The sequence below is a fragment of the Lysobacter sp. Root604 genome (assembly GCF_001427505.1).
Taxonomy (GTDB): domain Bacteria; phylum Pseudomonadota; class Gammaproteobacteria; order Xanthomonadales; family Xanthomonadaceae; genus Lysobacter.
This window is the reverse complement of the sequence record NZ_LMGS01000011.1, coordinates 165755-189688: the sequence shown is the minus strand read 5'-3', so window position 1 is coordinate 189688 and position 23934 is coordinate 165755. Positions and strand designations below refer to the sequence as shown.

Sequence of the window (23934 nt, the reverse complement as noted above, 5' to 3'; positions counted from 1 at the left end):
TCAGCGCTCGGCGAGCGCGGCGCGGCGCTCGCCACCGCGCACGCGCGCGGGTTCGGAAACGGGACGGCGCGCAGCCGCACGCGCACGCAACGCCAGCAGCGCGAAACCCAGCGCCAGCGCCAACGCCGTCAGGTCGACCGCGGCCAGCGCCCAATCGCCGCGCGCCAGGGTCGCGAACAGATGGCTCTTGGGTGCGGTCGCCAGATTGACCAACGGCAACGCCGCCAACGCGATCGCGTTCAAGGCGAAGTAGCGGCCCCAGCCGCGCCGGCGCACCGACGGGATCAGCGCGTACAGCGCGGCCGCGATCCAGGCCGCGCAGAACGCGCCGATCTCCCAACTCGCGCGCTCGGCCAGGCCGGCCGGCAGCACGCGGTTCGCGATCAGCATCGCCACGCAGCCCAGCGGCATGCCGCCGACCACGCCCAGGTTGAGGCTCTGCACCAGGCCATAGCCCGACACCGCGCCGGCCTCGGCGACCTTCCTGGCGCGCTTGTTGACCCAGACCTGCATACCGCTGGCCAGCATCACGCAACCGGCCAGGCCCATGCAGAAATACAGCCAGCGCAGCGCGCTGCCGCCCCACTGCGCCATGTGCAGGCCGCCGAGGAAGGTGTAGACCTTGTAGCCGGTCGCCGACGGCTTGGACACGTGCAGCAGCTTGCCGTCGTTGGCGTCGTAGACGACCTGGTCGAAATTCCAGGCCACGTGGCGGCTGTGGTCGCCACCGAAGGCGATGGTGGCGCTGCTGTCGTCGGGGTGATGCACGTTGACCCAGGTCGGCGGCACGCCCAGGCGACGGGTCGCGTCGGCAATCAGGCTGTCCACGGGATACAGCCTGGGCAATGGTTTGCCGGTCTCCGGACGCTCGTAGCTGTCGCCGGCCTCGGCGAAGAACTTTTCGGCATCGCTGTCGTAGGCCACCTGCACGCCCGCGAACATGTACGAGGCGACGAAGATCGCCACGCCGGTGTAGGCGATCATCAGATGGAACGGCAGGCCGAGCACGCCGGTGAGGTTGTGCCCGTCCAGCCAGGCGCGCTGGCCGCCGGTCTTGGGCCGGAAGGTGAAAAAGTCCTTGAAGACGCGCTTGTGGATCACGATGCCGGTAAGGATCGCGACCAGCATGAACATGCCGGCGACGCCGACCAGGTACATGCCGATCGTGCCCGCGTGCAGGTTGTAGTGCAGGGTGAAGAAGAAATCGCCGCCGGCGGTATCTGGCAGGCGCTCGCCGGTGGCGGGATTCAACGCGCGCTCGTCGTAGCTGCCGTCGTCGTAGTAAACGTAGGCGGAGGTCGCGCGCTCGCGCTGGGTCGGCGCGGTCACGTACAAGGCGTGCGCGTGCGGCTTGGCGTCGCGCTGGGCCGAGGCGATCGCCGGCGCGAAGCTGAGCTCGGCGCGCGGCGCGTCGTGCAGGGCCGGGCGCATCCAGTCGCCGATCTCCTTGTCGAAGCAGGCCAGGGTGCCTCCGACGAAGATCACGAACAGCAGCCAGCCGATGATCAACCCGGCCCAGGTATGCAACCAGGCCATCGCCTGCGAGAACGTGTTCTTCATGCCTGCGCGCTCACGGCCGGGCGGCGAATTCGGGGAAGGCCAGGGCCACGCCGTACAAGGCGAGCGCGAGCAACAGCGGCGCGAGCACCGCGCGCGCCGCGCTCTTGGCCGCGAACGCGTACATCGCGGCCGCGCACCAGACCGCGAAGCACAGCAAGCTGGCGGCGACCACGCGATCGCTGCGCGAGAACGGCAGCACCACGGTCAGGAACGCGGTCGAGCCGTAGGCCAGTAGATAACCCACCACGACGGCCGCGAGCGCGCGCACGCCCACCTCGATTCGATGGCGCAGCGGCACGGTCTTGGCTTTGCGCGCGGGCGCGGCGGTGGTCGAGGTCGGGCTCATGCGGCGGCAGGCTGGAGTGGCGGCACGACGCGTGCGGGTCGCTCGCACATGCCTTGGACTGGAGTCGCAGTCTATTTGCTAATGGTTCTCATTAGCAACTGTGGCCGCATCCGCCTGAACGGATTCCGCACGGCAGGCCGCGCAGCCACCGATCCGCACTGCGCCGCGTCGCGCGAATCTGGCAGGCTCCGGGCTCGATCCCCCACCACGGAAACGCAACGGATGCGCCCTGCCCTGCTCGCCTGTCTCGCGCTCTCCCTCGCGCTCGCATCGCCCGCGTACGCACAAACGCCGCCGCTGGCGCCGGCGCAGGAAACCATTCGCGACATCGACACCGTCGTGGTCTCCGGCGTGCAGCCGGGCCCGGGCATGTGGAAGGTCAGCCGCGGCGAACACGTGCTGTGGATCCTCGGCACCTTGAGCCCGGTGCCCAAGAACATGCAATGGCTGTCGCGCGACGTCGAAGCGACGATCGCGCAATCGCAGGAAGTGCTGGAGCCGCCGTCGGTGTCGATCGGCACCGATCTGGGCATGTTCCGCAGCATGCTGCTGATCCCCTCGGCGCTGAAGGCGCGCCGCAACCCCGACGACAAGACCCTGCGCGACGTCGTGCCCGCCGACCTGTACGCGCGTTGGCTGCCGCTCAAGGCGCGCTACATCGGCAGCGATCGCGGCGTCGAGAAATGGCGCCCAGTATTCGCCGCCCAGGAGCTTTACGAAGCGGCGATGCGTCGCTCCGACCTGTCGCTCAAGGGCATCGTCTGGCCGATGGTCGAGCGCAGCGCCAAGCAGCACGAGGTCAAGATCACCCCGTCCAAGATCGAAATGAAGATCAAGGACCCCAAGGCCGTGCTCAAGGACTTCGCCCACACCACCCTCAGCGACACCGACTGCTTCGCCAAGACCCTAAGCCGGATCGAGGGCGACATCGAGACCATGCGCGCGCGCGCCAACGCCTGGGCGATCGGCGACATCGAAGCGCTGCGCGCGCTGCCGCAGGGCGATCAATACGAAGTCTGCCTGCGCGCGGTCACCGCCTCCGGCGTGGCCCAGCGGCTGGGCTTCGGCGACCTGCGCGAGCGCGTGATCCAGGCCTGGCTGGCCAATGCCGACCGCGCCCTGCTCAATAACCGGGTCAGCTTCGCCAGCCTGCCGGTCGCCGAGTTGTTCAAACCCGACGGCTACCTGGCGCGGCTGCAGGCGCGCGGCTACACCGTCGAGGCGCCGTAAGCGGCGCCCCTGAAACGCAAAACGCCCGGCGCGGGCCGGGCGTTGCGGTGACATCGGAATGGTCGGGACGGCCGGATTTGAACCGACGACCCTCTGCCCCCCAGGCAGATGCGCTACCAGGCTGCGCTACGCCCCGAACGTGTTTCGATGTCCCCCGCCCTTGCGAGCGGGCGGCAAGTATAGCCTTAAGGCAGGGATTCGGGATACGGGATTGGGGATTCGTCGATCGGGAAGGCCGGCGCTTTCGACGAATCCCCCATCCCAAATCTCGAATCCCGGCCTTTCAGCGCCGCAGCAGCTGCAGCACTTCTTCCAGCTCCATCCGCACCTGGCGGATGATCTGCGAGCTCAGCGCCGACTCGTCCTTGGCGGCCTCGCCTTCCAGGCGCAGGCGCGCGCCGCCGATGGTGTAGCCCTGTTCGTACAGCAGGCCGCGGATCTGTCGCACCATCAGCACCTCGTGGCGCTGGTAGTAACGACGGTTGCCGCGGCGCTTGACCGGGTTGAGAGTCGGGAATTCGGTTTCCCAGTAACGCAGCACATGCGGTTTGACGTCGCACAGCTCGCTGACCTCACCGATGGTGAAGTAGCGCTTCGCCGGAATCGGCGGAAGTTCGCGATTACTGCCCGGATCCAGCATAGGCCTCCACCCGCTCCTTGAGCTTCTGTCCCGGACGGAAGGTCACCACCGTCCGCGCCGAAATCGGAATTTCCTCGCCGGTCTTCGGATTACGCCCCGGCCGCTGGTTCTTGCGGCGCAGATCGAAATTGCCGAAGCCCGACAGCTTGACCTGTCGGCCGTGCTCCAACGCCTCGCGCAACGCGTCGAAGAACGCGTCGACGAATTCCTTGGCTTCGCGTTTGTTAAGTCCGACTTCGTCGAACAGCCGCTCCGCCATTTCCGCCTTGGTCAATGCCACATCGTTTCCCCTGTTTGAACCCGCGATGCGCGCCTCAGGCGCGGATCTTGGCGCCGTGTTCGCGCTCGATCGCCGCCATCACCGCAGCCACCACTTCCTCTACATCGCGGTCAGTCAGGGTGCGTGATTCATCCTGCAGAATCAAGCCCATAGCGAGACTCTTGAATCCGTTTTCCACCCCCTTGCCCTGGTAGCGGTCGAACAGCACCAGATCGCGCAGGGACGGGCCCGCGGCCGCCTGAACGGAGGCCGAAATCGCCGCCCAGGCGACGTCCTCGGCGACGACGAACGCGAGATCGCGGCGGACGGACGGATACCGGGACAGGGTGCCGGCGCGCGGCACGGCGCGCTGCGACAGCGGTGCCAAATCCAGCTCGAACGCAACCACCTCGACGTCCAGGTCGAGGGCCCGCTGCAGGCGCGGGTGCAGCTGGCCGATCCAGCCCAGGCGCTGGGCCTGGCCGGTCTCATCGGCCCGGTAGACGTCGGCCGAGCGGCCCGGGTGGGCCCAGGCCGGCTGCGAGGGCCGGTATTCCAGACGGGCGCCGGCCAGAGCGGCCAGACTTTCGAGGTCGCCCTTGAGGTCGTGGAAGCCGACCGCGCGGCCCTTGCCGTTCCACTGCTCGGGGCCGGCGTCGCCGCAGGCGGCCGCGGCGATGCGCTGAATCTCCAGCGGCGCCTCGCCGGCGCGTGCGGCGAACACGTTGCCGAGTTCGAACAGGCGCAGGCGCGACTGCTGGCGCGCGGCGTTGCGACCCAGGGCGGCGACCAGGCCCGGCAGCAGGCCGGTGCGCATCACCCCGAGTTCGGCGCTGAGCGGATTGGCCAACGCCACCGCGCCCTCGCCTAGCTGCCAGGTCGCGAGCAGATCGGCGTCGACGAAGGCGTAGTTGACCGTTTCCAGGTAGTCGCGGGCGGCCAGCTGGCGGCGCAGCACACCGGCCTCGACGCGGGTTTCGCTGGGCGCGATCAGACGCGTGTTGCCGCCCGGCAGCGTGGTCGGGATGGCGTCGTAGCCGTGGATGCGTGCGATCTCTTCGATCAGGTCCTCTTCGATCGCGATGTCGAAGCGGCGGCTGGGCGCGGTCACGCTCCAGCCGTCGGCGGCGGCGGTCACCGCCAGGCCCAGTGCCGTGAGGATGCGTTCGACTTCGCTATCGGCGATACGCAGGCCGAGCACACGCGCCAGACGATCGCGGCGCAGGTGCACCGGCTGCGGCTGCGACAGGTGCTGCGGCAGCACGGCCTCGGTGACCGGGCCGGGCGCGCCGCCGGCGATCTCGACGATCAGACGGGTCGCGACTTCCACGGCCTGGCGCGGCAGTTCCGGATCGACGCCGCGCTCGAAGCGGTGGCCGGCGTCGGTGTGCAGGCCCAGCTTGCGGCCGCGCCCGATGATCGCCGACGGAATCCAGTGCGCAGCCTCGAGGAAGACGTTGCGGGTGGCGTCGGTGACGCGGGTGTCGTAGCCGCCCATGATGCCGCCCAGGGCGACGGCGCGCGCGCCGCGACCGCCCTGGCTGTCGGACACCACCAGGAAGTCCGGATCCAGCGCGACCGTGCGGCCGTCGAGCAGCTTGGTTTCCTCGCCCGCGCGCGCGGGACGCACCACCACCGGTTCGGTCAGCGTGTCGCGGTCGAAGGCGTGCATGGGCTGGCCGAGTTCCAGCATCACGTACTGGGTTACGTCGACCAGGAAGCTGATCGGGCGCACGCCGCTGCGGCGCAGGCGCTCGACCATCCACACCGGCGTGACCGCGCCGGCGTTCACGCCTTCGATCACGCGGCCGACGAAGCGCGGCACCTTGGCGTCGGCGTCCAGTTCGACCGCCAGTTCGGTGCCGATCAGGGCCGGCATCGGCGTGGCGTCGAACGCCACCACTTGCGAACCGCAGGCGGCGGCGACGTCGTAGGCGATGCCGCGTACGCTGAAGCAGTCGGCGCGGTTCGGGGTCAGTTTGATTTCGATGCTGGCGTCTGGCAGGCCCAGGTACTGCGCCAGCGGCGCGCCCACCGGCGCGTCGGCCGGCAATTCGAGCAGGCCGGAGGCGTCGGGATCCACGCCCAGTTCCTTGGCCGAGCACAGCATGCCGAAGGATTCCACGCCGCGCAGCTTGGCGGCCTTGATCGCGATGCCGCCGGGCAGGTTCGCGCCGACGGTCGCCAACGGCGCCTTCAGTCCGGCGCGCGCATTCGGCGCGCCGCACACGATCTGGACCGTGGCGCCTTCGCCGATCTCGACCTGGCAGACCTGCAGGCGGTCGGCCTCGGGATGCTTCTGCGCGCTGACGATACGCGCCACGACCACACCATCCAGGCCGTCGCCCAGGGCGGTCACTTCCTCGACTTCCAGGCCGATCGCGGTCAGCGTCGCCGCCAGCTGTTCGCGGCTGGCGTCGGTCGGCACGTGCTGGCGCAGCCAGTTTTCGCTGAATTTCATTGAAATTCCGGGATTAGGGATTCGGGATTAGGGATTCGTAGAGCGGGCCGGATCGCTTTTGCGAATCTCGAATCCCGAATCACGAATCCCGTTCCTCAAGCGAACTGCTTGAGGAACCGCACATCGTTGTCGAAGAAGCTGCGCAGGTCGTCGACGCCGTAGCGCAGCATCGCGAAGCGCTCCACGCCCAGGCCGAAGGCGTAGCCGGTGTACTTCTCCGGATCGATACCGACGTTGCGCAGCACGCTGGGGTGGACCATGCCGCAGCCCAGCACTTCCAGCCAACGCGTCGAACCGTCCGGCTGCTGCCAGGCGATGTCGACCTCGGCCGAGGGCTCGGTGAAGGGGAAATAGCTGGGCCGGAAGCGCATCTCGAAATCGCGCTCGAAGAATGCGCGCACGAATTCGCTCAGCGTGCCCTTGAGGTCGGCGAAGCTGGCGTGCTCGTCCACCAGCAGACCTTCGCACTGGTGGAACATCGGGGTATGGGTCTGGTCGCTGTCGCTGCGGTAGACCTTGCCCAGCGCGATCATGCGCAGCGGCGGTTGGTGCTGCAGCATGTAGCGCACCTGCACGCCCGAGGTGTGGGTACGCAGCAGACGCGCCACGCCGGCCTGGTCGGGCGGGAAATAGAAGGTGTCGTGCATCGCACGCGCCGGATGGTGCGGCGGGAAATTCAGCGCCTCGAAGTTGTGCCAGTCGTCCTCGATCTCGGGGCCGTCGCTGAGCGCGAAACCGAGCCGGCCGAAGATGTCGGCGATGCGCTCCATGGTGCGGCTGACCGGGTGCAGGCCGCCGACGCTGGCGTCCAGGCCCGGCAGGGTCACGTCGATCGATTCGGAGGCCAGGCGCGCGTCGAGCGCGGCGTTGTCCAGGGCCTGCTTGCGCTCGTTGAGCGCGGCGGTCAGTTCGTCGCGCGCGCGGTTGATCGCCTCGCCCGCGGTCTTGCGTTGCTCCGGCGGCAGCGCGCCCAGCTGCTTGAGCTGCGCGGTGATGCTGCCGGACTTGCCCAGCAGGGCGATGCGCAAGGCCTCGACCGCGTCGGAACTGGTGGCCGCCGCGATCTGCGCGAGCGAGTGCTGGCTGAGTTGCTCGATTTCACCCATGGGGGTCTGCTTCCTGGTTCGCTTACGCAGCAACGGATTACGGGAGCCCAAAAACGGCAATGGGGAAGGACTTGCGCCCTTCCCCATGCCTTAACCACGTTGTCCCTCGCACCGAACCAGTGCGGGGCACGTGGCTCGGGACGGGGATGGAAACAGGTTACGCCGCGAGCGCGCTCTTCGCCTTTTCAGCCAGCGCCGCAAAACCCGTCGCATCGTGCACGGCGATGTCCGCCAGCACCTTGCGGTCCAGGGTGATGCCGGACTTGAGCAGGCCGTTCATGAAACGGCTGTAGCTCAGACCATTGATGCGGGCCGCCGCGTTGATGCGGGTGATCCACAGCGAACGGAAATTGCGCTTCTTCTGCTTACGACCGATGTAGGCGTACTGCAGCGCCTTCGTGACCGCCTGCTTGGCGACGCGGAAGACTTTGCGGCGGGCGTGATAGTAGCCCTTGGCCTGCTTCAGGATTTTCTTGTGACGGCGGCGCGCCGTAACACCACGCTTAACTCGTGCCATTGTTCAGTCCTCCTCAGAGATACGGCAGCATGCGAACCAGACGGCCCGCGTCCTCGGGACGAACATGGTTCGTCTGCCGCAGGTTGCGCTTCCGCTTGGTGGCCTTCTTGGTGAGGATGTGGCTCTTGTTGGCGTGGCCGCACTTGAACTTGCCGGAAGCGGTCTTCCGGAAGCGCTTGGCTGCCGCCCGATTGGTCTTGATCTTGGGCATTGCGATGTCCTTTCGGAGTTATGTCACTGGCCTGGGCGGTGGCATGGCCACTCTTTCCGTCCTGCCCTTGCCGGCTTGTAAGTCATTGATCTGAAACGAGATCAGCAACAGGTCCTGGGTATTGCGCACAACAAACCCGGCGAACCGGGCCGCACATTATGCAGACCCGCGGATTCCGATGCAAATCAGCGGTTTAGTCGGCGCCGGGCGGGGCCCGCCCAGGCGCGGGCTCAGCGGCCGCGGGCGGCGCTGAGCTGGGGTTCCAGGGCCGGCGCGGCCGCGGCCGTGCGCTGCGCCAGCTGCAGGGACTGCTCGCTGCTCTGGGCCAGCGGCTGTTCGCGCCCGCTGGCGACGTCGACGTGGGCGACCCGCTGCGATTCGGGGCGCTGGCCCTCGACCGCGAATGCGCGCCGGCCGTCCTCGCCGAACACCACCTGGTCGACGCGGTTGAGGCCGCCGCGCTGGGCTTCCAGCGCCAACGCCCCGGCCAGCTGCTCGGTCTGCGCGCCGTTGAGGCCGCGCGCCGCGGCATGGCCCTGCACGCCGTCGTAGGACTGGCGATACAGCGGATTGGCCGGATGCGCGGGATCGTTCATGCGCGCGTTGCGGGTTTCGAAATCCTTGCCGAACACCTTCTCCTGGGCCTCGATCACCGAGTCGATGTAGTGCATCTCGACGCCGTGCTTGATCGACTTCACCGGGTTGAGCTTCTGCCAGAAACTCAGCGGATCCGGATCGGGCAACTCGATCTTGTGGCCGAGCGCGTCCGGCATCAGGTGGCGGATGATCGGCTTGTTCTCCTGCAACTCGGTCAGGATCTCGTTGTCCACCGCGTAACGGCGGATCAGCCCCTGCCCGGCTTCGCGCTTGACCGCGTCCGGGTCCAGGCCCACGCGCTCCAAGGTCTTGTCGTGCACGCCCGAGGCGTTGAAGGTCACCGCCGGGGTGTCGGTGGCCACGGCTGCGGCGGCCGCGAGGCCTCCGCCCAGCGAGTGGCCGGTGATCACCATGTCCTGGCCGAACGCCACCTTGGCCTGGCGCGCGAGCGCCATCGCCTGGTTGTACTGCGAAGTCTCGAAGCCCAGGCCCTGGCCGAAGTTGGTCAGCCAGTCCTTGGCCTCGTCGGTGCCGCTGTAGGCCAGTACATGGCGGCCCTGGCCGTCGCCGTAGACCACAGCCAGGAAACCGCTGCTCTGGTTCTTCAGCAGGGTCGGATCGATGCCGACCTTGCGCAGCTCGTCCTCGCCCAGCGGCTTCCACGGGCCCACACCTTCCTGGCTACCGCTGCGGTCGTAGTCGTAAACGTCGCGCATCAGCTTGGCCAGGGTCATGTCCACCGGCAGCGCGCCCTGCCCGCGCACCTCATCGGCGAACGAAGGCCGCTGGGCCTGTCCGCGCACGCGGTCCGGATCGATCTGTGCATTCATCCTTGACGCTCCCCTAACCCCTCACCCCGGATATGGCCGGCCGCGGTCGGCCGACGCCCTGTCCTGCTCTCACGCGCTCAGCGCGCGCCTTCCAATGCAATGCCATGCGCGCTCAGCCAGGCCTCGACCGCCTCGCGCTGCTTGCGCGTGGGCGCGTTCAACAGCGAGGCGCGGGTCATGAACAGATAGCGCTGGAACGTCTGTCCCTGGGCGTTGCGCGCGTTCGCGTCGGCACCGGCCTGGAGCAGATCGAGCGCGCGCTCGGGATCGTTGATCTGGCCGGCGATATGCAACGGCGTATTGCCAACGCGGTCGGCCAGGTTCGGATCCGCGCCCGCGGCCAGCAGCGCGCGGAACTGGACCTCGCGCTCGCCCATCAGCGCCGAGCGCAGCGGGCCGGCGCCGGATTCGGGGTTGCGCACGTTCGCATCGACGCGGCGCGCGAGCAGCTCGGTCAGATAAGACGCATCGTTGGCGGCCGCGGCCATGTGCACCACGGTGTCGCCGTCCACGCCGGGCTGCTTGGGATCCGCGCCCGCGTCCAGCAACGCCTTCAGGCTGTCCAGGCGCTGATTGAGCAGCGCCCACTGCAGCAGGGTCACCTGCTTGTCGCCGCGCGCGGACAGGTCGGCGCCGGGCGCCAGCGTGCGGACGCGCGCGGTATCGCCCTCGGCGACGGCTTCGGCCAGGGCCGCGACCGCCGGGTCGGCGAAGATGTCTTGGGCGCGCGGGCGCGCTTGGGTTGCGAGCATTGCGTTCTTCTCCATGGCGCAAGTCGTACATGCCGCGCATGCGGCGATCGTCAGCAGGATGGTCGTCGCCATCCTTCGGGCCTTCGCGCGATCCAGTCGCATCAGCACCTCTGTGGCGCGCGCAGTGCGCACCTACCCCACCGCATGGTGCCGTGTAGGGATGACCGGGACAAGTCGTGGCCCGGGGCGGCGGGCGCCGACTGCGCCGCCGATCACAATTCCGGCGGCCTGCCCCTGCCGTCTCGCCGCGCGGCGCGACGGACGGCACGGAGGGGCCGGGGCCAAACAAAAACCCCCGCGCGAGGCGGGGGCTTTCGGACCGACCCGGCGACGGCCGGGGATCAGGTCTTCTTTTTTGGCGCGATCATCATGACCATCTGCCGCCCTTCCAGGCGCGGACGCGACTCGATCACGATGTCCTCGCCCAGGTCGGCCTCGATCCGGGCCGCCATCTCGCGACCCAGCTCCTGATGGCTCATCTCGCGACCACGGAAGCGGATGTTGACCTTGACCTTGTCGCCTTCTTCCAGGAACCGGCGCATGTTGCGCAGCTTGATCTGGTAGTCGCCTTCGTCGGTCACCGGACGGAACTTGAGTTCCTTGATCTCGACCTGCTTCTGCTTCTTCTTGGCCTCGTTGGCCTTCTTCTGCTGCTCGAAGCGGAACTTGCCGAAGTCCATGATCTTGCAGACCGGCGGATCGGCGTTGGGCTGGATTTCGACCAGATCCAGGCCTTCCTCTTCGGCCTGGCGCAACGCTTCGTCGCGCGTGAGCACGCCGATCATTTCGCCATCGCTGCCGATCACGCGCACGCGCGGTACGCGGATTTCCTGGTTCTTACGGTTCGGCTTCTCGGGGGTACTGATTGTTGCAATCTCCAATGTAGACACGGCTTTCCGTGTCGGGCCGTCCCGGATCACACCGGGACGGAGTCTGAACAAGCTGGTCTGAAACTGGGTGCTGCGCGCTTAAGCGACGCTCTCGTCGTGCAAACGCGAGGCGAACTCGGCGACGGTCATCGTCCCCAGGTCCTCCCCTCCCCGAGTGCGTACCGCAATCATGCCATTTTCCTTCTCGCGATCGCCGGCCACGAGCAGGTACGGCACGCGCTGCAGCGTGTGCTCGCGAATCTTATAGCCGATCTTTTCGTTCCGCAAATCGGACTGAACCCGGAACCCTTGATTTGCAAGGAGTTTCCGGACCTCATCCACATAATCGGCCTGGGCGTCGGTAATGTTCATCACCGTGGCCTGGATCGGGGCCAGCCAGGCCGGGAATTGGCCGGCGTGGTGCTCGATCAGGATGCCGATGAACCGCTCCATCGAGCCCACGATGGCCCGGTGCAGCATGACCGGGGTCCGGCGCTGGCTGTGCTCGTCCACGTATTCGGCGCCCAGACGGCCCGGCATCATGAAATCGACCTGCATCGTGCCCAGCTGCCAGGTCCGGCCGATCGCGTCCTTGAGGTGGTATTCGATCTTGGGGCCGTAGAAGGCGCCCTCGCCGGGCAGCTCCTGCCATTCCACCCCGCAGGCGCCCAGGGCGCTGCGCAGGGCGGCCTCGGCCTTGTCCCAGGTGGCGTCGTCGCCCAGGCGCGAGTCCGGGCGCAGGGCGATCTTGATCTGGATGTCCTCGAAGCCGAAATCGCCGTAGACCGCCAGCGCCTGCTGGTGGAAGGCGGTCACTTCGGCCTCGATCTGGTCCTCCAGGCAGAAGATGTGGCCGTCGTCCTGGGTGAAGCCGCGCACGCGCAGGATGCCGTGCAGCGCGCCGGAAGGCTCGTTGCGGTGGCAGGAACCGAACTCGCCGTAGCGGATCGGCAGGTCGCGGTAGCTGTGCAGGCCCTGGTTGAACACCTGGACGTGGCCCGGGCAGTTCATCGGCTTGACCGCGTAGGTGCGCTTCTCCGACTCGGTGAAGAACATGTTCTCCTTGTAGTTGTCCCAGTGGCCGGACTTCTGCCACAGCGACACGTCCAGGATCTGCGGACAACGCACCTCGCCGTAGCCGCTTTCGCGGTAGACGCGGCGCATGTACTGCTCCACCACCTGCCAGATCGACCAGCCCTTGGGGTGCCAGAACACCAGGCCGGGCGCCTCTTCCTGCAGGTGGAACAGGTCCTGCTGCTTGCCGATGCGGCGGTGGTCGCGCTTCTCGGCTTCCTCGATGCGCTGGATATAGGCCGACAGCTGCTTCTTGTCGGCCCAGGCCGTGCCGTAGACGCGCTGCAGCTGCTCGTTCTTGGAATCGCCGCGCCAGTAGGCGCCGGAGATGCGGGTCAGCTTGAAGGCCTTGAGGAAGCGCGTGTTCGGCACGTGCGGGCCGCGGCACATGTCGACGTATTCCTCGTGGTAGTACAGGCCCATGGCCTGCTCGTCGGGCATGTCCTCGACCAGGCGCAGCTTGTAGTCCTCTCCGCGCGAGGCGAACACGTCGATCACCTGCGCGCGCGGCGTGACCTTCTTGATCACGTCGTAGTCCTTGTCGATCAGCTCGATCATGCGCGCTTCGATCGCGGCCAGGTCCTCGGGCGTGAACGGGCGCTCGTACCAGATGTCGTAGTAGAAGCCTTCCTCGATCACCGGGCCGATCACCATCTTCGCGCTCGGATACAGCTGCTTGACCGCGTGGCCGACCAGGTGGGCGCAGGAGTGGCGGATGATCTCGACGCCTTCGGGATCCTTGGGCGTGATGATGCGCAGCGTGGCGTCGTGGTCGATGCGGTCGCTGGCGTCGACCAGCTTGCCGTCGACTTCGCCGGCGACGGTGGCCTTGGCCAGGCCGGCGCCGATCGAGGCGGCGACCTCCATGACGGATACGGGCTGTTCGAATTCGCGGCGGCTGCCGTCGGGGAGGGTAATGGCGATCATGGCGTTCGGGATCTGGATTCTTGTAGGGAAACGGCGCCGGTGGCGCCCGGGAGATGCGGGGGCCGTCGCCTGGACGGCGGGGGCGCGACCCGGGTCGCGGGCGCCCTGACGTTCAGGGAAGGCGGTTCAAAGCGGTTCGGGAGCGGCGGCAAGAAAAAAGCGCCGCGAGGGCGCCTGCGTACGCAGCTGCCTCGGGCGGTTCAACGATGGGCGCGGGTAGTGTCCATGTCGCACGCTAGGCCGGCGGTTAAGCGGGCCACCTGTTCGCGGGACGCAGCCGGATGCCGCGTCGATACCGCTAATAGTTGGGGACGGAAGGGGGCCAAGTCAACGAGCGCGACGCCGGCGGCGGCGCTGGCCGGCCCTGGAGCGCATCCGCGCGCCCGAAGCCTGCCGGAGCGCGGAAACAGAAAGGCCCGGCTCGCGCCAGGCCTTTCGTCACCGAATTGGTGGGCGATACAGGGTTCGAACCTGTGACCCCTACCATGTCAAGGTAGTGCTCTACCGCTGAGCTAATCGCCCGTCGCCGAACTTGCGTGAAACTCCCCGGCGAGGGGCGCGCAGTGTAGCCCAGCGGCGCGCGGCCGACAAGCGTCCGCGCCGCGCGCGCGACCGGCGCGCGGGTGCCGGCCCGACCACCGCGCTCAGGCCGCGAAACCGGCGTCCTTGAGCTTGCGCAGCTGGTCGCGCACGGCCGCGGCCTCCTCGAATTCCAGGTCGCGGGCGTGCTGGTACATCTGCTGCTCCAGCGCCTTGATCTTGGCCGAGAACTGGGCCGGGCTGAGCGCGGCGTAGTCGGCCATGGACTCGGCGACCTTGCGGGTCTTGCCGCGCCCGCGCGCGGTCTCGGACGGATCGGCGCGCGCGCCCTCGAACAGGTCCACCACGGTCTTGGACACCGACTTCGGGGTGATGTTGTGCTCGAGGTTGTACTCGACCTGGCGCGCGCGGCGGCGGTCGGTCTCGTCGATCGCCGCCTGCATCGAGCGGGTGACCTTGTCGGCGTACAGGATCGCCTTGCCGCGCAGATTGCGCGCGGCGCGGCCGATGGTCTGGATCAGCGAACCGGTCGACCGCAGGAAGCCTTCCTTGTCGGCGTCCAGGATCGCCACCAGCGACACCTCGGGCATGTCCAGGCCCTCGCGCAGCAGGTTGATGCCGACCAATACGTCGAACTTGCCCAGGCGCAGGTCGCGGATGATCTCGACGCGCTCGACCGTGTCCACGTCTGAATGCAGATAGCGCACGCGCACGCCGTGCTCGCCGAGGTATTCGGTGAGGTTTTCGGCCATGCGCTTGGTCAGGGTGGTGATCAGCACGCGATCGCCCATGGCCACGCGCTCGTTGATCTCGCCGAGCACGTCGTCGACCTGGGTGCCGACCGGACGGATCTCGACCACCGGATCGATCAGGCCGGTCGGGCGCACCACCAGCTCGGTGATCTGCCCTTCCGACTTCTGCAGCTCGTAGGGGCCGGGCGTGGCCGAGACGAAGATCGCGCGCGGCGAACGGCCTTCCCACTCCTCGAACTTCAGCGGCCGGTTGTCCAGCGCCGACGGCAGGCGGAAGCCGAACTCGACCAGGGTTTCCTTGCGCGAACGGTCGCCTTTGTACATCGCGCCGATCTGCGGCACGGTCACGTGCGATTCGTCCACCACCAGCAACGCGTCCGGCGCCAGATAGTCGAACAAGCACGGCGGCGGCTCGCCCGGCATGTGCCCGGTCAGATGGCGCGAGTAGTTCTCGATGCCGTTGCAGTAACCGACCTCGGCCAGCATCTCCAGATCGAACTGGGTGCGCTGGGCCAGGCGCTGCGCCTCGACCAACTTGTTCTGCGCATAGAGCTGTTCCAGGCGCAGGCGCAACTCATCCTTGATCGCGTCGATCGCGTCCAGCACGGTGCGGCGCGTGGTCACGTAATGCGACTTGGGATAGATGGTGTAGCGCGGCAGCTTGCGCAGGGTTTCGCCGGTGAGCGGATCGAACGCGGTCAGGTTCTCGATCTCGCCATCGAACAGCTCGATGCGCAGCGCTTCCATCTCCGATTCAGCCGGATGCACGTCGATGACCTCGCCGCGCACCCGGTAGGTGCCGCGGCGCAGCTCGGTATCGTTGCGCGCGTACTGCATCTCGGTCAGGCGGCGGATCAGCTCGCGCTGATCGATGCGCTCGCCGCGCACCATGTGCAGGACCATACGGAAGTATTCGTTGGGATCGCCCAGGCCGTAGATCGCCGACACCGTGCACACGATGATGGTGTCGCGACGCTCCAGCAGGGCCTTGGTCGCCGACAGCCGCATCTGCTCGATGTGCTCGTTCACCGAGCTGTCCTTCTCGATGAAGGTGTCGCTGGACGGAACGTAGGCCTCGGGCTGGTAGTAGTCGTAGTAGCTGACGAAGTACTCGACCGCGTTGTGCGGGAAGAAGGCCTTGAACTCGCCGTACAGCTGCGCGGCCAGGGTCTTGTTGGGCGCCATCACCAGGGTCGGCTTCTGCACCGACTGGATCACGTTGGCGATGGTGTAGGTCTTGCCCGAACCGGTCACGCCCAGCAGGGTCTGCTGGGCCAGGCCGTTCTCGAAACCGGCGATCAGGCTGTCGATCGCGAGCGGTTGATCGCCGGCCGGCGAATACGGCGCGACCAGTTGGAAACCTGCGGGATGAATGAGCTCGTTCATGGTCATCGGCTGCGGTCGATCCTCAAGTGTACCCAGACTGCGCGAAGCGCGATCGGGCGGTTTTGCTGCACGACCCGGAGGGCCGTTTCGATGGTTCTGCATCACGCCCGCATGGATGCTGGCGTCCAGCCCGAATGGCATCGGGCGAGATGAATGCAGGGCAACGAAGCCGCGCACGCGGCCTCGCGTCGACGGAATTTCCGCGGGTCCCGGGCCTGCTCAACGGCGGCCTGGATTGGCCGCTGCGGCCATCGACGACACGCCTGAGCGCAGGCTGGAGCGCCAGCAACCGGCCTGCACCCTGCAGGCGCTCGGCGCCGACGCCGCCTACGCAAGAAGTGCGGCCGCCGCCCGCCGGACTCAAGGCGTGCGGCGCCTGCGCGCCGCCGACCGACACTGTCAGTCGAATGAACCCTGGGATTCGTGCCGGCCGACCTTCGCCGACCGCGCCGGTGATCGGCGCCCAGACGTTGCCGACGCCAGATTGCGCGAGGCCTTCCACGAGCGGCGCACGCTGGGTATTCGCTCCATTCGCGGCCACCCCGCTGCGCTCGGCCACAGCGGCCTGAATCCAGCCAGCAGCCATTGGCAGCCGGCCTGTCTCGGCGAGACCCTGCGGCCCGAAGTGCGCATCGACGCCGCTGGCCGCGCCCGGACCCAACAGCCCTATCGCTGCCCGCTGTGACCGCACCGCGCGCGAACGCGCGCCCAGGGCTTGACCCTCCGGGGACCTCCCCCTAGGATATGCGTCCCCGCCCGAATAGCTCAGCCGGTTAGAGCACTTGACTGTTAATCAGGGGGTCGTTGGTTCGAGTCCAACTTCGGGCGCCATAATTTAAGAGGCCGCGAGCAATCGCGGCCTTTTTCATTCCTCCCAAATTCGGCATATCCTCCCAAATTTCACCGGGCTGGGGTCGCTTTTTTGGGCTTCGCGCGGTAGTGACGGCGGGTCGTCTTGACGTCGGCGTGCCCCAACAGATTCTGAGCGTCCTCGTCGCTGTCCTTGTCGCTGCCGGCCTTCCGGCGCAAATCGTTGAGCCGCACGTCCTTAATGCCCGCCTTGGCCCTGGCAACGCGCCATAGCGCCTTCAGGCCGCCTGTGGTGTAAGGACCGACCCCACGCTTCGCATGCCGGCCGCGCGGAGCGCTTTCGAACAGGTAGAGGCGTTCCTTGCGGGTCCACAGACGGCTTGCCTCTTCCACACAGGCACGCAAGTCCTCGGACCAACCGATCGGCACCACAGCACCGGTTTTGCCGGTCTCTATGAGCAGGCCGTCGACCTCGTCGAAATCACTCAGCTTCACACGCACTACGTCACTCTGCCGCAGGCCGGTCAGGTACGAAAAGTGCAGGATGCAGGAGAGCTTAGGCGACGCCGTGCTCAGCAGCACCGCCAGTTCGCCGTCGTTGATGTATCGTTTTCTGGGTAACTCTTCGTTGCGGAACTGCAGCTTCTTGGTGGGATCTTCACCCTTAAACGCGCCGATTCGTCTCGCATGACTGTATGCCGCCGACAGCAAGGCGCGATCGCGATTCGCTTGCACGTCACCACGCTCGATCAGGTACCGATACACATCGCTTGCTTCTAGATCCTGCAGCTCGACGTGCCCGAAGATCGGCGCCAAGTTCGCAGCGCTGGTCTTGTAGCCAATTACTGTAGAAGCCCGCAACGGCTTCTTCTTCCGCGTGGTCGCCCATTCCATGTACTGAGCGACTGCCTGCTGGATCGTGCGCACCTCAGGCTTCGCGCCCACAATGCCAGCATATTTGACGAGTGCCGGGCCATACTCACGGCCGAGCCTCACCCAGGGCGCGCTCCCGCGCACGTACCAGTACGTTCCGAATCGAAGGCGAATCCCCAGCGGCAGATGCGCATTGACCTTGCGGCGGCGCCCCATCAGCCAACCCTCCTGAGCGCGCCCCAATTGGGCTTAGATCGAGCGCGCGGTGCCGCTGGCGTGGAACTTCCTGCCAGCAACTGCGTCCGCTCGACCAGCGGGCGCCCAGTTGCGCTAGGAACGAACTTGATGTTCATTCGCGCCAGCTTCTTGCATTGCGCCTTGTAGCTGGTCGGCTGCAGGCCGGTCAGCTCGCCAACAGCTGCCTCCGAAAGCCATGGCGATTCGTTTTGGCTGCTCATCGCGCGTGACCTCCCCTGAGCCGCAGCCCCAGCTGTACAAGATTCGTGGTCGGCTGTTGGACCTGGGGCCGCGGCGTGCGAATTTGGTGAGCCCGCTTCCATTCCGCGAGTGCGGCGTCGAAGTCGGCGTGCTTGCGGGTCTGGCTGCAGAGGCACTCGACCAAGTGGCCACCACCGGCGTCCGGCCGACGCGAGTCTAGGATGTGGCGGGCGGCGTGGCCGGTCCTGCAGGCCGGCAGCGCGTCCTCGTGCTGGATCTGGCGTTGAGTCACGGCTTCACCTCGCGTTTCATGTGCGCTATGGCATCTGCAACGCAGAATTCGTCGTGGCAGGGGCAGTCGTCGTAGACGGAGCGGTTGTTGAAGCCGGGATGATTCAGGCACTGCGACACGCAGCCGCTTGTAATTTCGCTGGCGGTCGCTCGTCGTTTCCGCGCAATCGCGCGCTCCCAGCGGGCTTTGTGGGCGCGCATGCCCTCGGCTTCAGTTTCGGTGCCGAGGTACAGGAAGGCGCCGTAGCCTCCTCCGACGACAATCACCCATGCGTCGAGGGGCTCGCATTTAGGCATGTGGGGCGCCCTAACGGACTCAGAAGCAGTCATTGGTTAGCTCCCCTTCGCTTTCCAGCGGGGTCGGAAACCGCCGTCCCAGAGCTTCTCGCGCGTACTCTAAAAAGGGCATGCGGAGATCCACGTAGCGCGTGTCGGCCTTGCTAGTGCCGTAGCCGCTACTCGCTGAATCGACGGCACCGCCGATGAAGCGAGCGGCCCAACGTAGGCTTTCTTCCCCAGCCTGTTCGCATTGGTTGATCCAGTCCGACAGTTCGCGGTCTTGGCGGTCGACTTCGCTGGCGGTAAGCGTGTCCGCATGCTTGAGCTGAGCATCGTGCAGCTTCCGTCGTGCGGCCAAGGCACGGGCACGATGGGAGCGACCGATCTGGCGGGATTGAAGAATCATCGACTCAGCCACGGTCACCCCCGCCGCGCTTCGGGCGCCAGGCGTCTACCAGGGGTTCAAAGCGAGAGCCGTAGCCGAGCGTGTCGGGATAGCTATGGACACGCGCGACCATGACGAAGACGGTCACCATGTCGCGCGCGAGCGCGGTGTCGACCGCCCATAGGTCCGTGAGATCGAAGCCTCCATCCCTGTCCGCGTTCCACCAGGCCAACAAGAAGTTGGCGGCGCGGCGTGACTGACCGGTATCGCGTTCGGCGATGGCGAGAAGCCGTTCGATCGCGGCCAGTTCATCGAGTGTCGGCGGCGCCGGTGCAGGGTACAGAGCTTTCAGCTCTGCGCGAGTCAGAACGCGAGTGTTCATCGCGGTGCCCTCCACGTGCTACCCGCTCGTTGGCGAGCTTCAGCGATGCTCACCAGCTTTACGCCGAGCCGGCGTGCGGTTTCCTCGGCAAGTGAATGGGAGCAGGTCAACATCAGCACGCCTTCGGCGCTGAGCTGCCGCTTTCCATCCAGCGGACGGTCGTCCAGCTCAACCACGCGGCGCAGGCCGTAGGCCTTGCACAGCGCAGTAGCGTTCAGCGTTTTACCGCTGGCCATGGGGCCGTACACGACGATGGACTTAGACATGGGTCACCTCGCGGCGCACGGCCATTACGCGTCGGCGACGCAGGGCGACGGGGATCTGGCCCACGGCTAGGCCGACGTGGGCAGCGCGTGGGGAGCGGTGGATCCATAACCGGTACAGCAAGGCGCCCCCTACGGCCGGCGCGATCGAGAGGATGGCCAGCTCAAGCACGACGCACCTCCTTGGCGGCCTCAGCCATGGCGGCGGCGCCGGCTGCGGTTGGCGGCCTCGGCAGCATCTGCGCGACCCGGGACGGCAGTTCCAGGCCGTCCAGGTACTCGGCCAGCTCGACGCCGATGCGGTCTTCCGCCGTGATGAACTCCGGGTCGCGCGTGCGCCAGCCGCTGTCGGCATCGGCCGACCAGGTGCGGCTCACGGTCCGCAGGCCGCCCATGTCGAGCGTGGCGACCAGGGCGATGCGATTGCGGCGGATCTGCAGCATCACCACCACCGAGCATTCGCCGCCGGTCAGGGCGACTTCGTGGCCAATGAAGGTGGGCGTGGTAGCCTCCGCGCCGGGTCCGGTGCCGGCCCCCTGCGACTGTGTCGCGGCGGCCGTAACTTCGGTCTGCTGTTGCATGGCTAAAGCTCCTAGGCTTCGTAGAGGGAAGGCCCAGGGGCGGCGCTCTAACGCCGCCCGCCGGACCCTCTGTTTCGACTCAGGTCAAATCTGAGCCGCGGGGTGGTGGTGGCATCGGGCCAATGCGTTGCGCTTTGCTCAGAACGTCCATCACGTCCTGTGCGATGTACTCGGCCACGGCGGCCGTACTGTCGCGGCTCACGTTGACGAAGCGCACAGCTTCGTTGGAGAGGGCCGCGAGTAGCGTGGTGGCCTGCTGGGCGCGCCAGAGGCGATTCATGTCTTCCTCGCTGAACACGTAACTGAAGCCATCCGGCAGTGAGGGCGGATTGCGCGCGCTCATCCCTGCACCTCGTGGCCGAGTTGGTCATGAATCTGGTTGATTGCGGCGACCACCTCGGCCAGCGTCAGCGTCAGGACGGGTTTGTCGACCGCCTGCAGCTTCGCCATAAGCGCCAGCCAGGCGTTGAGATTCCAGTCGATGGTGTTGGCGATCTCGCCGAACGCTGCGGCGATTTCGCGGCGCGGGTTGCTGGACGCAACTGGGGTGTCGTGCGACATGCGGGGCTCCTGAGTAGATTGGAGTCCGCCCACTCGCTGCCAAACGAGGTGACGGACGGTGCGCGGTTGGCAGACCGGACTCAGGAGCCGGCAGACCTTACGGTCTCCGCACACCGCCCGCCGTAGAGCTGGCTGGCATGCGCCCGCGACGACACAGCGGGCAATAAAAAAGCGCCGGTCATCGATCGATGGGCGCTGGTGCGCCTGAGTGTTCGGGCTGCCAAGCCCGGTCGCCGATTTGGCGGCAACGGACCAGAGGTTGCTCCGAACTGGGGCGGTAGTCAAGTCCTCGCGGCCAAGCGCGATTCCGGCGTTCATTTCTTGAACGTCCAGCACTTGATGATGCTAGAGGCGCCATTGTTTCCGGCGCGTATCAGACTGTTCACCGCTACGTTGGCATCCAGGCACTTGTGGCGCCGTGAGTCGCGCAGCAGCGTGCGCAGGACCTTCAGGTCGGCCAGTTGCTGCGAGTGATAGGCGGCCTTTGCCGCGAACTCATTCAGGTTGATCGCGATGGTGTTCGGATCACGCGAGTGATTCACCACCGGCTTGTCGGTGAGGCCTTCCAGAAACTCGTAGACCTCCCAGAACTCAGCGACCAGCGGATGGTCGGCGCTGATGGCGCGCTGGCGGTCCAGGGCCATATCGACCAACGCTTGGCGCGTCGCCTCGACCATTTCCGCCGGCAGCGCCACAACCAGCCGCAGGCAGTCCAGCAGGGCCAGCATCTGCGCGTGGTTCTTGATCACGCGCTCGATGCGGATGTCTTTCTTCTCGCGTAGCGCAGCCTCATACACGCGCACGCGCTCGGTGAACTTGGCCAGGACCTGGCCCTCCGCCCGTACGGCCTTCAGCAGGAAATGGGACAGCGCGTCGACCGGTAGCGCGTTGAGGTTGTCGGCCGCTTCCCGGCTTTCGGTGGTGACGTTGGGGCGCTTGAAATGCAGCTTGACGATACGGGTCAAGATCGCCTCGGACGCGTCGACCGGTGCGTTCTGGCTGATGACGATCGTGCCGCGAAACGGCGGCTCGTACGTTTCGTTGCCGCCGTTGCGGACGCCGCGCGTGCGCAGGGTGCCGCCGCCGAAAAAGTCCTTCAGCTCGTCCCAATCGAAGCTCTTGGCGTGGGCCTTGTCCGGCTGACTGCGGTCGGCTTCCAGCAGCACGACGGGCATGTTGGCGATCTGGCCCATGGCGCGCGAACGGCCGGCGACCGATGACTTCGCAGGGTCGAAGCCCTCGTAGTCCTGGCGGCCCAGCAGCTTCCACAGGAAGGTCAGCAGGGTGGTCTTGCCGGCGCCGGCCTCACCGGTGGCCTCCAGGAACGGGAACGATTCGTGCACATCGCGGATCTGCTCGGCGAACAGGGACCCGAACCAATAGGCCAATGCCACGATGCCGTGCGTGCCAAAGCAAAGCCACAGCCACGGCAGCCAGTCCTCGCGGTACGCCTCGGCGTCGCGCTGCAGGCGCAGCCGGATGGACTTCTGGGTGCTCTTGAGCCGCAGCTTGTCGAAGTCGAAGTAGTCCTCGGCGTTGACCTGGACCAGTTCGCCCTCGCGCACGGCCAGTTCGCCTAGCAGATAGGCGCGGTGTTCCTTGCTGTAGCCGATGAAGTCGATCGCGTCGACGGTCTTGATGTTGAACAGCTGATCCTTCATGACGTGGATCAACTGCGCGGCGGTGCCATCGAACACGGCGCCGGGCGCGAAGCTGGCCAGCCGGTCCCGGAACGTGGGGCCGTTGAGCGTTTGGGACGATGTAAAGGTGCCCTTTACGCTTGGGGAGTCGTGCGGGAAATCGACCCGGAAGAAGTACCAGGACTCGTCCGTTACCTCGTTGCGCTGGAAGTACAGTGCCTCGGGGTAGCAGTTGGCGATTTCGTGCACGGTCGCCGCCGCACGGCGCAACTTGTCCTCTTGGTCCTCCTCCAGCTCGTCCTCTTCGACGCCCTTGTCCGCCGAGTATTCGCGCCGCAGCTTCTCGTAGCGCAGCTTGTCGAATTCGAACCAGTACAGGCGCGAGCGATGTTCCAGATGGAAGCCCGGGCGCTGATGGTGGCCGTACATCAGCAGACCCTTCTCGATCGCGCTCTTGGCCAGCAGCACGTCGCCCTGGTAGCGCGCCTCGGCGATGTCGCCGGCCCATTGCTTGGCCGCGCCTTCGGCTTCGGAGATTGCGCAGGCGCGCAGGTGAAGGTCGTTCCAATCGGTTTTCTTGCCATCGCGCTGCGGAATCTGCGCAGCGCGTGAACGGAAGCCAAGCGCTTCGGCGCGCCGGACGTGCTTGCGAATGTAGTCGCGTGCGCCGGGCTCATTGTCGAGGCCCCAGATAAGCGTTGGCAGGTTGCCGGCGCGACGCTTGGCGAGGGCGCGCAGCGACTCTTCTGGGAATGCGTTGCTGCTCATAGCCGACACGGCGGCATTGCCGTGCAGCATGTGCGCGATCGAATCGAAGATGCCCTCGACAATCCAGACCTCTGTGGCGGTGTCCAGCAGCACATCGACAGCCGGGACCGCCCACCACACCCCGGCGTAGCTCTCGCCCGGCTTGAAGCGGGCCTTCTGCTTTCCGAACCGATGCGGCCGGTCGATCAGGCGCTCCCAATAGCCACCCTTTTGCAGGGGGAATCGCACAGTCGCGGTGCCGGCCTGCAGCTTGCGGTCGTAATAGGTTTCCTGCGTGTAGAGCCCGCGCAGGTCTTTCAGGGCGAAGCCGCGGTTGAACTCCAGATAGGCGTCGGCGGCCGCGTTAGGGCTTGCCGGCGTCTGCGCGAACCGCTTGGACCAGTCGTCGAACAGATCGTCGTACAGATCCTTGACGTGCAGCTCGCGGCCGCACTTGGATTGGCGTCCGCACCGCACGACCCACGGCTTCAGGTGGCCGGTGTACAGCTCTTTCTTACCGCACGATGGGCACTTCCCGCCGCGCATGTAGTCGGTGCCGGGTCGGTGCTGGAGCCCGTAGTCGCGCTTCAGCCGGTCCAGGACCTGGGAGCGGAGATCCTCTTGCAT

The 23934-nt window shown here is 66.7% G+C and carries 24 protein-coding genes and 3 tRNA genes; 3 read left to right on the top strand and 24 right to left on the bottom strand.

Going from position 1 to position 23934, the window contains the following annotated elements; all coding sequences use genetic code 11:
* Positions 1–1560: a PepSY-associated TM helix domain-containing protein gene (locus ASD69_RS18230; protein WP_056181742.1), complete on the bottom strand. Its 1560-nt coding sequence runs from the start codon at positions 1558–1560 to the stop codon at positions 1–3.
* A gap of 10 nt (positions 1561–1570) precedes the next feature.
* Positions 1571–1906 carry a hypothetical protein gene (locus ASD69_RS18225; protein WP_200944031.1) on the bottom strand — a complete coding sequence of 112 codons (336 nt, stop codon included), beginning with the start codon at positions 1904–1906 and terminating at the stop codon, positions 1571–1573.
* A 222-nt stretch (positions 1907–2128) separates the two neighbouring features.
* Between ASD69_RS18225 and ASD69_RS18220 the strand changes: the two genes are divergently transcribed.
* Positions 2129–3136 carry a TraB/GumN family protein gene (locus tag ASD69_RS18220; protein ID WP_056181739.1) on the top strand — a complete coding sequence of 336 codons (1008 nt, stop codon included), beginning with the start codon at positions 2129–2131 and terminating at the stop codon, positions 3134–3136.
* A gap of 59 nt (positions 3137–3195) precedes the next feature.
* On the opposite strand, the gene ASD69_RS18215 is transcribed toward ASD69_RS18220, so the two are convergent.
* The 13 genes from ASD69_RS18215 to uvrB form a co-directional block, all read right to left on the bottom strand.
* Positions 3196–3272, bottom strand: a tRNA-Pro gene (locus tag ASD69_RS18215).
* 147 nt (positions 3273–3419) lie between these two features.
* On the bottom strand, positions 3420–3776 hold the full coding sequence (locus tag ASD69_RS18210) for a MerR family transcriptional regulator (protein ID WP_055902735.1): 357 nt from the start codon (positions 3774–3776) through the stop codon (positions 3420–3422).
* On the bottom strand, positions 3757–4056 hold the full coding sequence (gene ihfA, locus ASD69_RS18205) for an integration host factor subunit alpha (RefSeq protein ID WP_055902738.1): 300 nt from the start codon (positions 4054–4056) through the stop codon (positions 3757–3759). The genes ASD69_RS18210 and ihfA overlap by 20 nt, the downstream gene beginning before the upstream one ends.
* 34 nt (positions 4057–4090) lie before the next feature.
* Positions 4091–6496, bottom strand: a complete 2406-nt coding sequence (pheT, locus tag ASD69_RS18200; RefSeq protein WP_056181736.1) for a phenylalanine--tRNA ligase subunit beta — start codon at positions 6494–6496, stop codon at positions 4091–4093.
* Between the two features lie 95 nt (positions 6497–6591).
* The gene (gene pheS / locus ASD69_RS18195; RefSeq protein WP_056181732.1) at positions 6592–7602 is read right to left on the bottom strand and encodes a phenylalanine--tRNA ligase subunit alpha; all 1011 of its coding nucleotides are present in this window, start codon (positions 7600–7602) and stop codon (positions 6592–6594) included.
* Positions 7603–7759: 157 nt separating this feature from the next.
* A complete protein-coding gene (gene rplT / locus ASD69_RS18190; protein ID WP_056181730.1) occupies positions 7760–8119 on the bottom strand; it encodes a 50S ribosomal protein L20 in 360 nt (119 codons plus the stop codon).
* Between the two features lie 13 nt (positions 8120–8132).
* A complete protein-coding gene (gene rpmI, locus ASD69_RS18185) occupies positions 8133–8330 on the bottom strand; it encodes a 50S ribosomal protein L35 (RefSeq protein ID WP_055902747.1) in 198 nt (65 codons plus the stop codon).
* 230 nt (positions 8331–8560) lie between these two features.
* Positions 8561–9757: an XVIPCD domain-containing protein gene (locus tag ASD69_RS18180; protein WP_056181725.1), complete on the bottom strand. Its 1197-nt coding sequence runs from the start codon at positions 9755–9757 to the stop codon at positions 8561–8563.
* 77 nt (positions 9758–9834) lie between these two features.
* Positions 9835–10509, bottom strand: a complete 675-nt coding sequence (locus ASD69_RS18175; protein WP_056181956.1) for an ankyrin repeat domain-containing protein — start codon at positions 10507–10509, stop codon at positions 9835–9837.
* A 341-nt stretch (positions 10510–10850) separates the two neighbouring features.
* Entirely contained in the window at positions 10851–11375 is a 525-nt protein-coding gene (infC, locus tag ASD69_RS18170) for a translation initiation factor IF-3 (protein ID WP_082576627.1), read from the bottom strand.
* Between the two features lie 102 nt (positions 11376–11477).
* Positions 11478–13379, bottom strand: a complete 1902-nt coding sequence (gene thrS / locus ASD69_RS18165) for a threonine--tRNA ligase (RefSeq protein ID WP_056181721.1) — start codon at positions 13377–13379, stop codon at positions 11478–11480.
* A 447-nt stretch (positions 13380–13826) separates the two neighbouring features.
* A tRNA-Val gene (locus ASD69_RS18160) sits at positions 13827–13901 on the bottom strand.
* Positions 13902–14023: 122 nt separating this feature from the next.
* Positions 14024–16057 carry an excinuclease ABC subunit UvrB gene (gene uvrB, locus ASD69_RS18155; RefSeq protein WP_056181952.1) on the bottom strand — a complete coding sequence of 678 codons (2034 nt, stop codon included), beginning with the start codon at positions 16055–16057 and terminating at the stop codon, positions 14024–14026.
* A gap of 235 nt (positions 16058–16292) precedes the next feature.
* Here uvrB and ASD69_RS22105 point away from each other — a divergent pair, with 235 nt between their 5' ends.
* On the top strand, positions 16293–16742 hold the full coding sequence (locus ASD69_RS22105) for a hypothetical protein (protein ID WP_157499313.1): 450 nt from the start codon (positions 16293–16295) through the stop codon (positions 16740–16742).
* A gap of 69 nt (positions 16743–16811) precedes the next feature.
* Positions 16812–16888, top strand: a tRNA-Asn gene (locus tag ASD69_RS18145).
* A gap of 69 nt (positions 16889–16957) precedes the next feature.
* On the opposite strand, the gene ASD69_RS18140 is transcribed toward ASD69_RS18145, so the two are convergent.
* From ASD69_RS18140 to ASD69_RS18100, 9 genes are all read right to left on the bottom strand, one after another.
* Complete coding sequence (locus ASD69_RS18140; RefSeq protein ID WP_056181714.1) at positions 16958–17956, bottom strand: tyrosine-type recombinase/integrase; 999 nt, start codon at positions 17954–17956, stop codon at positions 16958–16960.
* Positions 17957–18466: 510 nt separating this feature from the next.
* A complete protein-coding gene (locus ASD69_RS18130) occupies positions 18467–18766 on the bottom strand; it encodes a hypothetical protein (RefSeq protein ID WP_056181710.1) in 300 nt (99 codons plus the stop codon).
* A 19-nt stretch (positions 18767–18785) separates the two neighbouring features.
* Positions 18786–19166, bottom strand: coding sequence for a hypothetical protein (locus ASD69_RS18125; RefSeq protein WP_157499311.1), 381 nt, complete (start codon positions 19164–19166; stop codon positions 18786–18788).
* Entirely contained in the window at positions 19159–19515 is a 357-nt protein-coding gene (locus tag ASD69_RS18120) for a hypothetical protein (RefSeq protein WP_235567264.1), read from the bottom strand. The genes ASD69_RS18125 and ASD69_RS18120 overlap by 8 nt, the downstream gene beginning before the upstream one ends.
* A complete protein-coding gene (locus tag ASD69_RS21405) occupies positions 19512–19781 on the bottom strand; it encodes a hypothetical protein (RefSeq protein ID WP_082576615.1) in 270 nt (89 codons plus the stop codon). Before ASD69_RS21405 ends, ASD69_RS18120 begins: the two co-directional genes overlap by 4 nt.
* A gap of 161 nt (positions 19782–19942) precedes the next feature.
* Positions 19943–20359, bottom strand: coding sequence for a hypothetical protein (locus ASD69_RS21400; RefSeq protein WP_056181703.1), 417 nt, complete (start codon positions 20357–20359; stop codon positions 19943–19945).
* A gap of 79 nt (positions 20360–20438) precedes the next feature.
* On the bottom strand, positions 20439–20702 hold the full coding sequence (locus ASD69_RS18110; protein WP_056181700.1) for a hypothetical protein: 264 nt from the start codon (positions 20700–20702) through the stop codon (positions 20439–20441).
* Positions 20699–20920 carry a hypothetical protein gene (locus ASD69_RS18105; protein ID WP_056181697.1) on the bottom strand — a complete coding sequence of 74 codons (222 nt, stop codon included), beginning with the start codon at positions 20918–20920 and terminating at the stop codon, positions 20699–20701. Before ASD69_RS18105 ends, ASD69_RS18110 begins: the two co-directional genes overlap by 4 nt.
* A gap of 314 nt (positions 20921–21234) precedes the next feature.
* Positions 21235–23934 carry a toprim domain-containing protein gene (locus tag ASD69_RS18100; protein ID WP_056181694.1) on the bottom strand — a complete coding sequence of 900 codons (2700 nt, stop codon included), beginning with the start codon at positions 23932–23934 and terminating at the stop codon, positions 21235–21237.

What these genes read in the sequence shown, in the direction of transcription:
- ASD69_RS18230 (WP_056181742.1), bottom strand. Translation starts at nt 1,560, where the DNA reads ATGAAGAACACGTTCTCGCAGGCGATGGCCTGGTTGCATACCTGGGCC.
- ASD69_RS18225 (WP_200944031.1), bottom strand. Translation starts at nt 1,906, where the DNA reads ATGAGCCCGACCTCGACCACCGCCGCGCCCGCGCGCAAAGCCAAGACC.
- ASD69_RS18220 (WP_056181739.1), top strand. Translation starts at nt 2,129, where the DNA reads ATGCGCCCTGCCCTGCTCGCCTGTCTCGCGCTCTCCCTCGCGCTCGCA.
- ASD69_RS18210 (WP_055902735.1), bottom strand. Translation starts at nt 3,776, where the DNA reads ATGCTGGATCCGGGCAGTAATCGCGAACTTCCGCCGATTCCGGCGAAG.
- pheT (WP_056181736.1), bottom strand. Translation starts at nt 6,496, where the DNA reads ATGAAATTCAGCGAAAACTGGCTGCGCCAGCACGTGCCGACCGACGCC.
- pheS (WP_056181732.1), bottom strand. Translation starts at nt 7,602, where the DNA reads ATGGGTGAAATCGAGCAACTCAGCCAGCACTCGCTCGCGCAGATCGCG.
- rplT (WP_056181730.1), bottom strand. Translation starts at nt 8,119, where the DNA reads ATGGCACGAGTTAAGCGTGGTGTTACGGCGCGCCGCCGTCACAAGAAA.
- rpmI (WP_055902747.1), bottom strand. Translation starts at nt 8,330, where the DNA reads ATGCCCAAGATCAAGACCAATCGGGCGGCAGCCAAGCGCTTCCGGAAG.
- ASD69_RS18180 (WP_056181725.1), bottom strand. Translation starts at nt 9,757, where the DNA reads ATGAATGCACAGATCGATCCGGACCGCGTGCGCGGACAGGCCCAGCGG.
- ASD69_RS18175 (WP_056181956.1), bottom strand. Translation starts at nt 10,509, where the DNA reads ATGCTCGCAACCCAAGCGCGCCCGCGCGCCCAAGACATCTTCGCCGAC.
- thrS (WP_056181721.1), bottom strand. Translation starts at nt 13,379, where the DNA reads ATGATCGCCATTACCCTCCCCGACGGCAGCCGCCGCGAATTCGAACAG.
- uvrB (WP_056181952.1), bottom strand. Translation starts at nt 16,057, where the DNA reads ATGAACGAGCTCATTCATCCCGCAGGTTTCCAACTGGTCGCGCCGTAT.
- ASD69_RS18140 (WP_056181714.1), bottom strand. Translation starts at nt 17,956, where the DNA reads ATGGGGCGCCGCCGCAAGGTCAATGCGCATCTGCCGCTGGGGATTCGC.
- ASD69_RS18130 (WP_056181710.1), bottom strand. Translation starts at nt 18,766, where the DNA reads ATGCCTAAATGCGAGCCCCTCGACGCATGGGTGATTGTCGTCGGAGGA.
- ASD69_RS18120 (WP_235567264.1), bottom strand. Translation starts at nt 19,515, where the DNA reads ATGAACACTCGCGTTCTGACTCGCGCAGAGCTGAAAGCTCTGTACCCT.
- ASD69_RS21405 (WP_082576615.1), bottom strand. Translation starts at nt 19,781, where the DNA reads ATGTCTAAGTCCATCGTCGTGTACGGCCCCATGGCCAGCGGTAAAACG.
- ASD69_RS21400 (WP_056181703.1), bottom strand. Translation starts at nt 20,359, where the DNA reads ATGCAACAGCAGACCGAAGTTACGGCCGCCGCGACACAGTCGCAGGGG.
- ASD69_RS18110 (WP_056181700.1), bottom strand. Translation starts at nt 20,702, where the DNA reads ATGAGCGCGCGCAATCCGCCCTCACTGCCGGATGGCTTCAGTTACGTG.
- ASD69_RS18105 (WP_056181697.1), bottom strand. Translation starts at nt 20,920, where the DNA reads ATGTCGCACGACACCCCAGTTGCGTCCAGCAACCCGCGCCGCGAAATC.
- ASD69_RS18100 (WP_056181694.1), bottom strand. Translation starts at nt 23,934, where the DNA reads ATGCAAGAGGATCTCCGCTCCCAGGTCCTGGACCGGCTGAAGCGCGAC.